Source organism: Duganella rivi, from assembly GCF_009857435.1.
GTDB lineage: Bacteria > Pseudomonadota > Gammaproteobacteria > Burkholderiales > Burkholderiaceae_D > Rugamonas > Rugamonas rivi.
The window spans coordinates 153,060-167,092 of record NZ_WWCK01000002.1 but is presented as its reverse complement, the minus strand read 5'-3'; the positions used below and the strand labels follow the sequence as shown (position 1 = coordinate 167,092).

Sequence of the window (14,033 nt, the reverse complement as noted above, 5' to 3'; positions counted from 1 at the left end):
CTCCTCGTTTTTATTTAAAGTCCCCACACGCCAACGCATCCTTGTCCTTGGCGGCGCCGCCGACAATTTGAATGTTGGCGAACGTCGCGGCGAACGGCGCGTCGGCGCTCACGCTGAACGGCGTGCTCAATGCAGCCAGCGTCAAACCTTTAGCGCTAAAGCACGACAGAGGGATTTTGACCGTCTGCTTGCCCTTGCCCGCCAACTGCTGGAATACAGCGCTGGCGTCCAGCTCCGTCGTCTCGATGCCGATGGCGACCTTGCCCTGCGGCGCAGCCGACACGATGGCGTCAAACTGCAACGCGCCGTCCGTGCTGGCGTAAGCCGGCAGTTTGATCGCCTTGCGCGCCTGCGCTTCCAGTTTCGCCGCGCCGGCCCAGGTCAGGCGCTTCGCGTCCTGCTGGGTGTTGATCTGGGCAGTTTCCACTTTCACGGTCGGCAGGTTGAACACGGCGTTCAAGTCCGCACCCAGCGCCACCCGCTGGCCGCCGCTGCTCACGTACAAGCCGTAAGTCGAGCGGTCCGTTGGATTGTACACCGGGACGGCCGTAGTTTTGCTACAACCGCCATCAGGATAGCTGGTGTCGAGCTGCGGCAAGGTGGTTTTGCTGTTGTAGTTCAAACCAAAGCCATATTTGAACAGCGGATCGTAATTGGCATCGCCCACGTTCAGCGGCGACTGGCAGACCGACTTCGGCCACGAGAACGACAGCTTGCCGTGGAAGTCCTTGTTAACTTTGCCGTTCGCATTGCGGAACAGGACATCGGTCACGCCCTTGCCTTCGGTGCCCGGCAGCCATGCGGCCACAAAGCTGTCCGACAGGTTGAGGAGATCGTTGGTGTACAGCGGACGGCCGGTGATCGCTATCGTCACCACCGGTTTGCCCTTGCCCGATACGGCTTGCAGCACTGCCAGATCTTCGGGATGGCGGCCGCTCAAACGCAGCGTGCCGGCCGGGCCGATGTCGCCATCGCCTTCCGCGTAAGGGGTTTCGCCGATCACCGCGATCACCGCGTCGAACTTGCTGACATCAACGCCGGCAGCGTTTTCGCTGAAGGTGACGTTGTCCTTGCCGGCGACGTCTTGAATCGCGGTCAGGATGGTGTCGCTGTATGGGTAATCGCTGTTCTTGTTATCGGTGCCTTGCCAGGTCAGCGACCAGCCGCCCGACTGATTGGCCATGTTGTCGGCGCTCTTGCCGACAACCAGGATTTTTTTGCCGCGCGCCAGTGGCAGCACGTTGCCGTTATTCTTCAGCAGCACCAGCGATTCCTGCACCGCCTTGCGTGCCAGCGCGCGGTCTTGCAGCGCTTCCTGCTTGCCGGCGTAGATGTTCTGCGAAGGCTTCTTGCCGTCGAACAGGCCAGCGCGCATTTTCACGCGCAGGATGCGGGTGACCGCATCATCAATGCGCGACATTGGAATCTCGCCCTTCTCCACTTGCGCGATGGTGTTGGCGATGAAGGTCTTCCATTTTTCCGGCACCATGACCAGGTCGACACCGGCGTTGATCGACGCGGCGCAGCTGTCTTCCGCGCAGCCCGGAACTTCAGTAATCGCATTCCAGTCGCTGACGATCAGGCCATCGAAGCCCATCTTCTCTTTCAGCGCCACGGTCAGCAGCTCGCGGCTGCCGTGCATCTTGCCGTGGTCAGTTGCGCCCTTAACGTCGTTCCAGCTATTGAACGACGCCATCACGGTCTGCACGCCCGCTTGCAGCGCCGGGTAGTAGCCCTGCGCGTGGATGTTGATCATCTCCGACATGGTGGACTGGTTGACGCCACGGTCTTTACCTTCGGCCGTGCCGCCATCGCCGACAAAGTGCTTGGCGGTGGCCACCACGGTGTTGTCCGATTTCAGATCGCCTTGCAGGCCTTTGACGTAACCGGCTGCATACGATTTAACGATGGCCGGATCTTCCGAGAAGCTCTCGTAGGTGCGGCCCCAGCGATCATCGCGCACCACCGCCAGCGTCGGTGCGAACACCCAGTCGATACCGGTAGCACGCACTGCTTTCGCTACCGACTTGGCCATATCTTCCACCAGCTTGGGATCGCGCGCCGCGCCAAGGCCGATGTTATGCGGGAACAGCGTGGCGCCGTACATATTCGAGTTGCCGTGCATGGCGTCGATGCCCCAGATGACCGGGATCTGCACCTTCATATCGGTGCTCATCGAAGCGTCGTAGTAAGCGTCGGCCAGCTTGACCCAGTCGGCAGCGCTGGCGTGCTTGTTATTTTGCGGCCAGCTGCCGCCGCCATTCAGCACGGAGCCGATGTAGTACTTGCGGATGTCTTCCGGCGTGCTGAATTTGATTTCCGGCTGAGTCATCTGGCCGACCTTCTGCGCCAGCGTCATGCCGGCCACGATTTCCTTGATGCGCGCTTCCATCGCCTTGTCCTGCTTGACGGCGCTGGTAATGTGCGGCCAGTCGGTCAGCGGCTTGTCGGCTGGCGCAGCGAAAGCTTGCGCGCCCAGCGCCAAGGTTGCGGCCAGTACGGCGCGGCGCAGGATGTGGTTATGCGAATTCATTCAGTCTCTCTCCGTTGTAGTTATCAGTTGCTCAGTTCTTGCCGCGCACGAAGGCGCTATACCACTCGCCGCTTTGCTTGACGATGCGGCGTTGCGTTGCGTAGTCGATATAGGTCAGGCCGAAGCGGCGCAGATAGCCTTCCGCCCATTCAAAGTTATCGAGCAGGCTCCATGCGAAGTAGCCTTTGATCTTGCCACCTGCTGCAATCGCATCGCGCATGGCCGCCAAGTGGCGGATCAAGTAATCGCGGCGGGCGGTGTCGGTCACTGCGCCGTCAGCACCCAGGTGATCGTCGTAGGACGAACCGTTTTCGGTTACGTACAAATCACCGGTTGGATAGTCGCGCGCGACGCGTTCCAGCAGCGAGATCAACCCTTCCGGCGACACTTCCCAACCGAAGTCGGTACGCTGGCGGTCTTGCGGATACACGATACGGGTGCGCAGCGGGTACTCGTCCGGTGCATCCACCACCACTTCCGGGAAGTAGTAGTTCACGCCGAGGAAATCGCACGGCACGGCGATCGCTTCCATATCGCCCGCTTCAATCACCGGCGCATCCTTGCCGACCAGCGCCAGCGCTTCCGCCGGATAGCCACGGCCATACAGGGTATCGAGGAACCAGCGGTTGCGCAGCGCGTCGTGGCGCGACACGGCAGCGATATCGGCAGCGCTGTCGCTAGCCGCTTTCACAGGATGCAGGCTCAATGCGATACCAACCTTCGCACCGGGCAAATTGGCGCGGATCAGCGGCACTGCGCGGCCATGCGACACCAGCACGTTGTGACAGACTTGCAGCGCCAGCGGCAGCGACTTGTTGCCCGGTGCGTGCATGCCGTCCCAGTTGCCGTGCATCGCCGTGCACCATGGTTCGTTATGCGTGATCCAGTGCTTAACACGGCCGCCCAGATGCTTGGTGATCACGTCCACGTACTGCAGGTAAGCGTCGATGGTGGCGCGGTTACTCCAGCCGCCTTGATCTTCCAGGTACTGCGGCAAATCCCAGTGATACAGCGTGCACCAAGGCTGCAAGCCGCGCGCCAGCATGCCGTCTACAAGCTTGGAATAAAACTCCAGGCCCTTCGCATTCGGTTCCGCATCCACGCCATTGAAGATGCGCGTCCACGCGATCGAGAAGCGGTACGAATTCAATCCCATGGCCCGCGCCAGGTCGAGATCCTCCTCCCAGCGGTGATAGTGGTCGCAGGCCACAGCACCAGTGGAACCATCGCGGATCTTGCCCGGCGTGGCGGCGAAGGTGTCCCAGATCGACGGCACGCGGCCATCTTCAGCGGCAGCGCCTTCAATCTGGTAGGCCGAGGTGGAGACGCCCCACAGGAAGTCGCTAGCAAAATCGGAGCGCTTAATCGCCGTTGGCAGGTCGGTAAGAATCATGGTCATAGTTTTTATTTGGCGAATGGAGTAGGCGGTACGGTGGCGTTCATCCACTTGATGGCGGTTTGCTGCGGTTGATACGGCACGCTGCCGAACAGTCGGAATAACTTCTCGATGTCGGCCAGCGAGGCCTTGGTGAAATCTAGTTTTGGGATAGCGGCGCCGGGCGCGTTGGTGACGAGGCCCCACGTGCCCTTACCCTGCCCGCCCTTGTTGGTCACCACCTTGTAGGCCCACGCAGTCGAGGCCCAGCCCTTGGCGACATAAGTGTCGTACGTGACGCGAGTGACTTGTCCGCCGTTCTCCGCGCCCATGAAGGCCCACGGCTGGAACTCGCCGACGAAGAAGGCGGTGTTCAAGCCTTCCAGCTTGGCCTGCCATTTGCAAACGTTGTCACCGTCGCCCGAGCATTGCAGCCAGCCCTTGTGGACAGCCAGTCCCGGCTTGCCCCAGCCGAAGTGGCCGGGATATGGATGCATCTCGAAGGCGACGTTGCGCATGCCATGGTCGGACGGCTTGCCGTAGGCGTCGATGCCCTTGTTATGGCCCGGCAGGATGATGACGTGGTTTTGATCCACTTCACGAATCGCCTTGTACAGCGTGCCCATGACCACCGCCAGATTTTCCGGCGTAGTGCCCCACGGTTCATTCAAAATGCTGTAGCCGGCCACCGCGCCGCGATCCTTGTAGCGCGCGGCGATCTGCTGCCACAGCCAGATGGTGCGCTCTTGGTATTCAGCGCTGTCCCAGTATTTGTTTTGGCCCGCGCAGCCGCTGTGATGTTCCCAGCCTTGGCTGCCAACAGCGCCATGCAGATCGAGGATCACGTAGATGCCGCGCTTCTCGGCTTCATCGATCACGCTGTCGAGATACTTCCATGCGTCGGCGCGCAAGTGGCGCGGGTTCTTCTCATCTTCAATCACGCTGTAGATGAACGGCAGGCGCACCAGGTTCAGATTCATCTGCGGCAGCATGTCCCAGTCGCGCGGCTTGATCCAGTTATCGCGGAACAGGCCATATAAACGCTGGCGTTCTTCGTAGCCGAAGCGTTGATCGAGCACTGCTTCCAGCTTGCATTGATCATCAACGGCCTTGGTCTCCTGACCCATCATCCAGAATTCCTGGATCAGGTAATTGCCCAGATTGACGCCGCGCAGCGCCGTTTGCTTGCCGTCGGCGTCCAGCCACTTGGTGCCTTCGGTATGCAGCATGGGCAAGGCCGCCTGCGCCTGAGCGTGAGCGGCGCCGGCCAACAGCAAGACTGTACTCAGCCATCGTTTCATGAGCATCTACCCTCATCACTGGAATCGTTTCCAATATACTGTAAAAAAAGAGCATGCGACTATCGCTTGCTCGATTTTTTTACGCCGTTTTACTTCTTCAACTGCGCCAGCGAAGCCCGCTCCGCCACATGCAGCTTGTATTCGCGCTCCACCGGACGCTGCAAGTCGTAGCACTGGTTGAGCAAATAATTCAAACCGTTGAGGGTCATCTCGCTCCACGGAATATGCACGCTGGTTAGCTGCGGCGCGGTGAATTCCGCGCTGTGCGTATCGTCGTAACCAAGTACCGACACCTGCTCCGGCACTTTCACGCCGGCCTTCTGGAACATCGATAAGGCGCCTACCGCCATCTCGTCATTGGCGCAAAACACCGCCGTAAATTCTTCGCCCGATTGCAGCAGCTTTTCTGCGCAAGCCAGGCCGCCTTCCGGCGTGAACTCGCCGTCGGCCATCCACATCTTGCTGGTGTCGACGCCCGCCGCTTCCAGCTCCGCCTTGAAACCGGCGATACGCTGCTGGTTATCGGGCGCCGCCGCGCGGCCTGCAATCACCGCGATCTTGCGGTGGCCCAGTTCCAGCAAAGTGCGCGCCGCCAGACGTCCGCCGGCATCGTGATCCACCGTGAAGCACTGCTCCGAGATGCTGGCGAAATCCTGGTTAATCACCACCACCTTGGATTGGAACGGGCCCAGTCCCGCAAAGTCCTCGTCTTCCAGTACGTTGCTCATCACGATCAAGCCGTCGCTGCCGCGCTCGATCAGGAAATTCAAACCATCAATCGCCTGGTTGCGCGCATCGCCGTCGCCGACGCCGAACGCCACCACCATGTTCAAACCGGCCTCGCGCAGCGCCGTGTAAATCGACTGCAGGATCGGTGTATAGAACGTCCCGCTCAGATACGGAATGTAGACGCCGATCATGCGCGAGCTGCCCGACAACAGCGAGCGCGCCGCGTGCGACGGCCGGAACTCCAGCTCCTCGATCGCCTTGCGCACCTTGTCCACCGTGGCTTGCGATACCGAACCCTTGCCGCTGATAACACGCGAGGCGGTGCCCAGTCCCACGCCCGCCAGCCGGGCTACGTCTTTGATGGTTGCCACGAGTTCCCTATCCGTTTCTGTCTATGCGGCGGCAAGGATAACGCGCACCCGTCAATCTTGCAACGCCGAGACGATCCCCTTCTGCGCCTTCTCCACCGGCATGCGCGTGTTCCAGTAAGTTGTCAGCACATCTTGCAGCGCGCCGTTTTGATCAGGCGTTAAAAACACTTCGATCATGCCGACTGCGCGCGACTTGTCTTTTAAAATCGCCATGCCGGCTTGCGCGCAAATATCCATGCTCGACGCATCGACATTGCTGAGGATAGGCAGCGAGCCCTTAATCTTGTTGAACTCCAGCTGCGCGCCCGGCGCCAGCATGGTGGTGGCCAGCAGCTTTTGCGCGCGTACCGCGTCGGCGTTGCTGGTTTTCGGGAACACGAAAGCATCGCCTTGAATCAGGTAAGGCACGTTGGCGCCAAGGCCGGGAATGCAGCCGAAGTCCTTGCCTGCCGTTTGCCTGGCGGCGGCGAATTCGCCCTTGGCCCAATCGCCCATGATCTGCACGCCGGCCTTGCCGTTGATGAGCATGGCAGTGGCGTCGTTCCAGTTGCGATTCGGCGAGCCGGCATCGACGTAGCCTTGCAGGCGCTTGAAGGCCAGCAGTACTTTCTTGAACGCTTCCGAATTGATCGCTTTGGGATTGCGGTCGCGCAGCACTTGCAGGTACAGCTCCTTGCCGCCGACGTTGGCCAGCATGGCCTGGAACAAAATGTTTTCCTGCCACGGCTGGCCGCCGTGCGCGAGGCCAACCAGGCCGGCCGCTTTCAGCTTGTCGAGCGCGGCGAACAGTTCGTCCGGCGTGGCTGGTTCCTTGGCGATGCCGGCTTTTTTGAACGCGGCCTTGGAGTACCAGATCCAGGTCGACATATGGATGTCCACCGGCACCGCGTAGAAATGGCCCTTGACCTTGATGACGTCCAGCACCGGCTGCGGCATCAGCTGATCCCAGCGGTCGCGCACGGCGATGTCGTCAACGTTGTTGAGCGAGCCTTGATCGATCAGGTCGCGGAATTGCTTGGTGGTGTTGAACTGGGCGGCGGTCGGCGGGTTGCCGCCAACGATGCGGTTGATCGCCACGGCCTTGGCCTGGTCGGCGCCGGCAATCGCGGTATCGCCCCACACCCCGCCGGCGGCGCGGTAGGCGTCGGCAAACTTGCGCACCGCCGCCGATTCGCTGCTGGACGTCCACCAGTGCATCACTTCCGCCTTGGGGGCGGCAGCGGCGGCGGCCTTAGCTGCACCTGCGCCTGCGCCGGTCAGCGCCAACGCGGCCAGCCAGATCCCTGCGCGGCGCGCGGCGCCCGTGGTGTGCTTGTCCATCCAGTCTCCGTGATTTTTTTATGTCACCCAGATACTACCGCCTTCCGCCGGACAAAAAAACCGGCGCCGCCCAAGGCGCCGGTAACTTCGCGGGGCGAAGAGACGAGGGTGAGATTGGAAACGTTACCAATCTGTCGCTCAATATAGCATTCAATGATTTTGAGTGTCAACGGAAATGGACGAAAAATGGCGGCCGCAGCCGCCCTGATCAGGCATCCGGCGCCAGCACCCGCAGGCGGTGGCCGTCGCGATCCAGCGCCACGAAGGTGTAGCCGAAATCAAGCGCCGTCGGGCGCTGGGCGATGGCCAGCCCGCGCGCCGACCAGTCGGCATACATGTCGTTGACCACGCTGCGATCGGGCACCGCGAACGCCAGTTCGCTGCCGCCGCCGTAGGCCAGCACTTTCGGCTCGGCCGTGTGGCGCGACCACAAGCCCAGCTTGAGGCCGGACGGCAGCACGAACAGCGCAAACGTGGGCGACGACTCCACCGGCTGCAGGGTCAGCAGGTCGGCATAAAAGGCCGCGCTGGCGGCAGGCTGGTCAACGTACAACAGGACGTAATCGGGGCTCATGTGGTTCTCCGGTCAAGATAGTCAATAAAGCCAGTTTAAGCAGCGGCTGCGACAGTTTCTGTCAGTAGCCTGCTTGCGCCGCATCAAGGGGCGATATTTCCTGCCGGATAGAATCGAGCAGTGAGCCAACCCAGGAGACGCCGATGCGCCCCACCCGCCCAGCGCGCCAGCGTGGCGCCATCTTCATCATGTTCAGCCTGATGGTACTGGCCTTGCTGGGCATGGCCGGCATGGCGCTGGATTTGGCGCAGGCTTACAACCGCAAGGCCGAATTGCAATCGCTGGCGGACAGCGCGGCGCTGGCCGCTGCGCGCGAGCTGAACGGCACCGCGGCCGGCGTCAACAACGCAGTGGCGGCGGCGGCAAACGCCGCGCAGAATTTCCGCTATCAGTACAACAAGATCGGCGTGCCGTGGTCTAACAGCGCGCTCAGTTTTGCCGCCGCGCCGGGCACGCCAGATCATGCGTGGACTGACGCCGCCAGCGCGCCGTCCACGCCGGCGGGGCTGCTGTTTGCCAAGGTCGATACCGCTGCGCTGGCGGACGAGGTGAACCGCGTGACCGCCATCTTCATGCCCGCCACAGGGGCCGCTGCCACGCTATCAGCAACTGCGCGTGCCGTCGCTGGCCGCCTGACCATTCCAGTGACGCCGCTGGCGATTTGCGCGCAATCAGCCACGCCGGCCGCCTCGCGCGCCAACAGCGCCAATCCCGCCTACAACGAACTGGTGGAATTCGGCTTCCGCCGCGGCGTGGCCTACAACCTGATGAACTTAAATCCCAACGGCAGCACGCCGGAAAACTTTTTGATCGATCCGCTGTCGCCGCCGGGCATGCCTGGTTCGGCGGCGAATTTCAGCACGGCCGTGGTCGGCCCCTTCGTCTGCGCCGGCAGCATGCTCATGCCCAGCGTCAGCGGTGGCACGCTCAACGTGCAGCGCAACTTTCCGCTGGCGGCGCTGTACCCGCATCTGAACTCGCGCTTCGACAACTACAGCGGCAACAACTGCACGCCGGAAGCCGCGCCGCCCGACAGCAACATCAAGTCCTACCTGTATTCCAGCATCACGTGGATGTCGCCGGTGGCGGCCACGCAAACCGCCGCCACGTGGACGAATGGCGGCACCAAGCTATGGACGCGCGCCGATCCCCTGCCCGGCGACGCCAGCAACACCGCGCCGCAATACGGCCCCTTGTGGGCATTTGCCAGGGCCGTCCCCTACTCCGCCTACAGCGCCATGCCGCAGGAACCGGCCGCCGGCTACAGCACCTTTGCCACCAGCGCATGGGCCAGCTTGTACACGCCGGGGCCGCCCGCCGCCAGCGGCTACCCGGCGGTGGTGAATGCGACACCCTATCTGACCAACAACGCCGCCAACTTCCTGGCGCCCAGCGTCGCCCACCAGCCGGGGCAGCCGCGCCGACGCGTGCTGAACGTGGCCTTGCTGGCGTGCCCGGTGCCGGCCGGCGCCACCGCCAGCGCCACGGTGCTGGGCATCGGCCGCTTCTTCATGACGGTGCCGGCCACCAGCTCCAGCATCAGCGCCGAGTTTGCCGGCGTGGCGCAACCTTCCTCGCTGGCCGGCACCGTGGAGTTGCAGCGATGAAGCGGCAACGCGGCATCGTGGCGCTGGAACTGGCCCTGATCCTGCCGGTGGTGCTGACCTTGCTTACGGCGGTGCTCTATCTCGGGCGGCTGACGTATAACTACGAGGTGATACGCAAGGCTAGCAATGATGGCGTGCGCTATCTGTCCAGCGTGGCCGCCGTCAACCTGCGCAGCGCGGCGCTGGCCACTCACGAGAGCAATCTGACCCAGGCCATCGTGCAGGCGGAACTCGGGGCGCTGAGCAGCAATGCGGTGGTGGTGGTGTCTTGCGACAACGCCCCGTGCATGCAGAACGGCGCCGTGCCGGCCGAAGTCTCGATCATCGTGATCATGCAAGTGCCGAATCTGTTCCCCGGCTACCTGCCGGAGTTGCTGGATCAGCGGCTCACCATCACCAGCAAGGCGCGCTATGCGGGAAATTAAACAAGGCGGCGCGACCTTGGCCGAGTTCGCGCTCAGCGTGGTGATTTTCTTTACGGCGATGTTCTTCGTGATGGAAACGGCGCGCGCGGTGTACGTCTGGAACACACTGCAAGACGCCACCCGCCGCGCCGCCCATGCGGCCGCGATGAGCGACTTCAGCAATCCTGCCGTGATGGATCGCATCCGCCAGGCAGCGGTACTGCGCGACAACGCCGGCCCGCTGCCGCTGGGGACGCCGGTGAGCGACGCCCACCTCCGCATCGACTATCTGGCGCTGACGCGCAATGCCGACGGCAGCCTGGCAATGACGCCGATTCCGGCGGCGGGCATGCCCAGCTGCCCGGTGCGGGCGCACCTGAACTGCATCGCCAATCCCAACGGCGCCAACTGCATCCGCTTCGTGCGCGCGAGGCTGTGTTCGCCTGATAGCGACGCATGCGACGATGTTCAATACGAGCCCTTGCTCCCTTTGACCGCCATCAATCACGCCCTGCCGCAGGCGACTACGATAGCCAAGGCCGAATCGCTCGGCTACCAACCGGGGAGCACGTTATGTCCGTGAAATTTGACGAGGAAAAAACGGAGGCCTACCATTGGCGCATGAATACCGAGGCCCGCATCAAGCAGCTAGAAACGGACGACCTTACCCACAAGGTCGACCTTACCTATCTCAAGGCCAATTGCGCGACCAAGGCCGATATTGCCAAGTTAGAAGGCGAGTTTGGCAAGTTCCAGGCTGAGATGAAGGCCCAGCTCGCCGAAGCCAAGGCTTCCATCATCCAGTGGTCAGTGACAGCAATTTTCATCGCCCAACTACTGCCGGCGCTGCTGAAAATATTCCTGCCCGGCTAATCAGGCGATCAGTACCGGCGGGAAATGCCGCTGCCAGAACGACAGCGTCGCGGGACTTTCCGGCAACTGCCCGAGCGCCGTGCAAGCGCGCTGATAGCAGCGCTCCATCAGGCCGCGATGCGCAGCCGGCTCAGCCGCTTCAATCTCATTACACCGTGCGGCCCACTTTGCCAAATCGCTCTCGGTGAAATCACGCTGCCCGGCCAGTTCAATATCGCGATCCAGCAAGCAAGCCTCAAGGGCAGTTGTCATGGTCATTGCTTCGGTGGAGGTCGTGGCGGCGGCTTGGCGGGACGCGGTATGTGACTTTATACCGGAAAACAAAAAAGACCTACGCGCGGGAGCTGCGTAAGTCTTTGATTTGATTGTTGGTCGGGGCGAGAGGATTCGAACCTCCGACCCCATGCACCCCATGTAGTTCCACATCCATCCAGCAACGTCCACAGCAATTCAATCTCCTTGTATAATCAGTCACTTAGGTGCTTTTTTCGTCTAGCCTCATCCAGACGAAAGTACCCAAATCCAACATTTTCTAGGGCACAGCTAGGGCACGGACTACATGGCAGACTTAACCGTACAAGCAATTCAGAAGCTTCAACCAGAGGCTACCTACCGGAAGTATAACGTCAGCGCAGGGCTGTTTATCGGCGTAGCTGCCAGCGGTGAAAAGAACTTCATCGTGCGCTACTCCGTCAACAAGAAGCAGATTGATTACCGCCTTCCCAAGCCGTTCGGCTTGAAGTCCGACGCTGCCCACATATCGCTGATGGATGCACGCGCCAAGGCCGCAGAGATTCGCGCACTGGGCAAGCAAGGCATCGACTACCAGAAGAAGCTTGAGGCCGACGCCCAAGCAGCAGCAGCGCAGCAAGCGCAACAGAATGCCAACAACGCGACGGTGCAAGACCTGTACGATGCGTGGTTCCCGACTACCCGACGCAAGGACGGCGGCGACGAACTGAAACGCTACTTCAACCGGGACATTCTGCCGGTCATCGGCACGAAGGTACTACGTGAACTGGTGGAAGGTGATATCAAGGCACTGATTGCCCCTGCCGCTGCTTCCGGCACCAATCGTAAGGCCGTGGTCATGCTGAACATCCTCAAGCAAATGTTCAAGTGGGCTGCTGGTCGTCGTCCGTGGAAGCTGCTGGTAATCGACAACCCGACCGAGAACTTGAAGCCGGAAGACGTTACGCAGATCGGCTACAAGGAGGTAGAGCGTGAGCGCGTGCTGTCCCGCCATGAAATCAAAGAACTCGTTACCAAGCTTCCCGGCGCTCGCCTTGAGAAGACCACCGAAGTCGCTATCTGGCTTGCCCTGTCATGCTGCACCCGCATTGGCGAAACCCTGATGGCCGAATGGGAACACATTGATCTGGACAAGGGCATCTGGTTCCTCCCAGAACCCAATACGAAAGGCATAGCACCTGAACATACCGTGTTCCTGTCCGACTTCGCCAAGCGTCAGTTCCAAGCACTCAAGAAGATTACGGGCTACAGCAAGTGGTGCTTCCCGAACCGGGAGAACACCAGCCACGTAGAGTTGAGAGCAGTAACCAAGCAAACTACAGGCCGACAGGTGATGTTCTCCAAGACCGGCGCACCACTTCAAAAGCGCAGCAAGGCAGGTAACGCGCTGGTACTGGGCAACGAGAAGTGGACGCCTCACGATCTGCGACGCACCGGCACTACGCTGATGCAGAGCCTTGGCATCCACACCGACCTCACCGACCGCATCCTGAACCACGTAGAACAGAACCGGATGAAGCGTATCTACAACCGCTTCGGCTATGACGAGGACAAGCGTGATGCTTGGATCAAGCTGGGTGCGCTGCTGGACGATCTGACCGGCAAGATTACGGTACAGACGCACACCGAGTAACTACTCTTCGATGGGCTGGGCTAAGTCCTAGCCATCGCCGGTCAAGCCGCAGCGCATCATGAGAAGCGCACCACGGACGCTTCTATACCCAGTTCGTCACACGAGTGAATATCAAGCCCGTTCGGCCCCTCAGGCAGCGTGATGGTCATGTTAGTCGCAGCCATAACAAGGTGTTTCACATACGTGCTTGGCAAAAGAAATGGGCGACCGCTAACCGGCCATTTCTTATTAACATTGAAGCAAATTACCTTCCACACTATCCCTGCAAGTTTATCTACTACCTCGTAAGCTTCACACGGCAACTCAGATTCAATCTCATGCAACTGATTTCCGTGCATAAGAGTGTTTCTAACTCTAACAAATATTCCATACGTTTCACCCTGAGTATCACCCGAAATGTCCGAGACTAGCTTTTCTATAAGTTGGGTACTGAACGCCCTATGCTTCGGATGTTCATTGCAAGCTGAACAGAATAAAGCCCCTCTACATTTTGCGCAACGATCAGGGACTTTGTCATTTGGTTTATCAATCTGAGCTAGTATCTCCAATGCAAACCAAAAATACTGAAACTGTTCTTCCAAAACCTCCGCAGCCACACCTAATCGAAACCAGCGCATCGCAGACTTTAGCGGATTTGATAAATCCAGCTGGATAAGTTCCTGAGTAAAGGTAAGTATCTCGTCACCAATCGCGGCGATAGCAGGGGCATCTGCCGCAGGTTCTGTGAAGAAAAGAAGCGTGCGCGAAGTAAGCCCAGGAGTCCAGTCAATAATCTTCGTTAACCGATAAGGTGAAAACCTTCCATTGGTTACAAAAGCCAGTGAGTTTATTATGTCCGCGAGGATAGCCCTAGATATATCGGCAGCATCTTCAATCTGATCCACTTCAAACACTATCTTAATGGATACTAGACTTCCTTCCTTATCACCTTCCTGCGCCTTGTTCTTAATGTGAAACTCGAATTGACTCTCAGAACCAAGTGAACTGGAAAAGGTTTCTGGTTTTTCTAAGCATATATCCACTTCAACATCATAATCTGCAAGACATTTCATTCTCTTCTC

General features: G+C 60.1%; 13 protein-coding genes. 5 read left to right on the top strand and 8 right to left on the bottom strand.

All coding sequences use genetic code 11. From position 1 onward, the window contains the following. Nucleotides 1-10 precede the first annotated feature (10 nt). The 6 genes from GTP45_RS05320 to GTP45_RS05295 all read right to left on the bottom strand — a co-directional run bounded on the left by GTP45_RS05320 (nucleotide 11) and on the right by GTP45_RS05295 (nucleotide 8,203). Nucleotides 11-2,533, bottom strand: a complete 2,523-nt coding sequence (locus tag GTP45_RS05320; protein ID WP_161012855.1) for a glycoside hydrolase family 3 protein — start codon at nucleotides 2,531-2,533, stop codon at nucleotides 11-13. Nucleotides 2,534-2,564: 31 nt separating this feature from the next. Further along, nucleotides 2,565-3,932: a GH1 family beta-glucosidase gene (locus tag GTP45_RS05315; protein ID WP_161012854.1), complete on the bottom strand. Its 1,368-nt coding sequence runs from the start codon at nucleotides 3,930-3,932 to the stop codon at nucleotides 2,565-2,567. Nucleotides 3,933-3,937: 5 nt separating this feature from the next. Further along, nucleotides 3,938-5,209 carry a glycoside hydrolase family 5 protein gene (locus GTP45_RS05310; RefSeq protein ID WP_229258346.1) on the bottom strand — a complete coding sequence of 424 codons (1,272 nt, stop codon included), beginning with the start codon at nucleotides 5,207-5,209 and terminating at the stop codon, nucleotides 3,938-3,940. A gap of 89 nt (nucleotides 5,210-5,298) precedes the next feature. Further along, nucleotides 5,299-6,309 carry a LacI family DNA-binding transcriptional regulator gene (locus GTP45_RS05305; protein ID WP_161012852.1) on the bottom strand — a complete coding sequence of 337 codons (1,011 nt, stop codon included), beginning with the start codon at nucleotides 6,307-6,309 and terminating at the stop codon, nucleotides 5,299-5,301. A gap of 51 nt (nucleotides 6,310-6,360) precedes the next feature. Further along, entirely contained in the window at nucleotides 6,361-7,629 is a 1,269-nt protein-coding gene (locus GTP45_RS05300; RefSeq protein WP_161012851.1) for an ABC transporter substrate-binding protein, read from the bottom strand. A 208-nt stretch (nucleotides 7,630-7,837) separates the two neighbouring features. After that, on the bottom strand, nucleotides 7,838-8,203 hold the full coding sequence (locus GTP45_RS05295) for a VOC family protein (protein WP_161012850.1): 366 nt from the start codon (nucleotides 8,201-8,203) through the stop codon (nucleotides 7,838-7,840). Between the two features lie 143 nt (nucleotides 8,204-8,346). On the opposite strand from GTP45_RS05295, the gene GTP45_RS05290 reads away from it, so the two are divergent. Genes GTP45_RS05290 through GTP45_RS05275 form a run of 4 tightly spaced genes read left to right on the top strand, consistent with a single transcriptional unit; the run spans nucleotide 8,347 to nucleotide 11,087 of the window. After that, nucleotides 8,347-9,810, top strand: a complete 1,464-nt coding sequence (locus tag GTP45_RS05290) for a pilus assembly protein TadG-related protein (RefSeq protein WP_161012849.1) — start codon at nucleotides 8,347-8,349, stop codon at nucleotides 9,808-9,810. Then, nucleotides 9,807-10,235: a TadE/TadG family type IV pilus assembly protein gene (locus tag GTP45_RS05285; RefSeq protein ID WP_161012848.1), complete on the top strand. Its 429-nt coding sequence runs from the start codon at nucleotides 9,807-9,809 to the stop codon at nucleotides 10,233-10,235. Before GTP45_RS05290 ends, GTP45_RS05285 begins: the two co-directional genes overlap by 4 nt. Continuing rightward, nucleotides 10,222-10,797, top strand: a complete 576-nt coding sequence (locus tag GTP45_RS05280; RefSeq protein ID WP_161012847.1) for a TadE family protein — start codon at nucleotides 10,222-10,224, stop codon at nucleotides 10,795-10,797. The genes GTP45_RS05285 and GTP45_RS05280 overlap by 14 nt, the downstream gene beginning before the upstream one ends. Then, nucleotides 10,788-11,087, top strand: a complete 300-nt coding sequence (locus tag GTP45_RS05275; RefSeq protein WP_161012846.1) for a hypothetical protein — start codon at nucleotides 10,788-10,790, stop codon at nucleotides 11,085-11,087. The genes GTP45_RS05280 and GTP45_RS05275 overlap by 10 nt, the downstream gene beginning before the upstream one ends. Here the strand turns inward: GTP45_RS05275 and GTP45_RS05270 are convergent, their stop codons facing one another. After that, entirely contained in the window at nucleotides 11,088-11,339 is a 252-nt protein-coding gene (locus GTP45_RS05270; protein ID WP_161012845.1) for a hypothetical protein, read from the bottom strand. 307 nt (nucleotides 11,340-11,646) lie between these two features. On the opposite strand from GTP45_RS05270, the gene GTP45_RS05265 reads away from it, so the two are divergent. Next, on the top strand, nucleotides 11,647-12,972 hold the full coding sequence (locus GTP45_RS05265; RefSeq protein ID WP_161012844.1) for a tyrosine-type recombinase/integrase: 1,326 nt from the start codon (nucleotides 11,647-11,649) through the stop codon (nucleotides 12,970-12,972). 56 nt (nucleotides 12,973-13,028) lie between these two features. Here GTP45_RS05265 and mauJ read toward each other — a convergent pair whose 3' ends face one another. Then, a complete protein-coding gene (mauJ, locus tag GTP45_RS05260; protein WP_161012843.1) occupies nucleotides 13,029-14,024 on the bottom strand; it encodes a methylamine utilization protein MauJ in 996 nt (331 codons plus the stop codon). Between the last annotated feature and the right edge of the window lie 9 nt (nucleotides 14,025-14,033).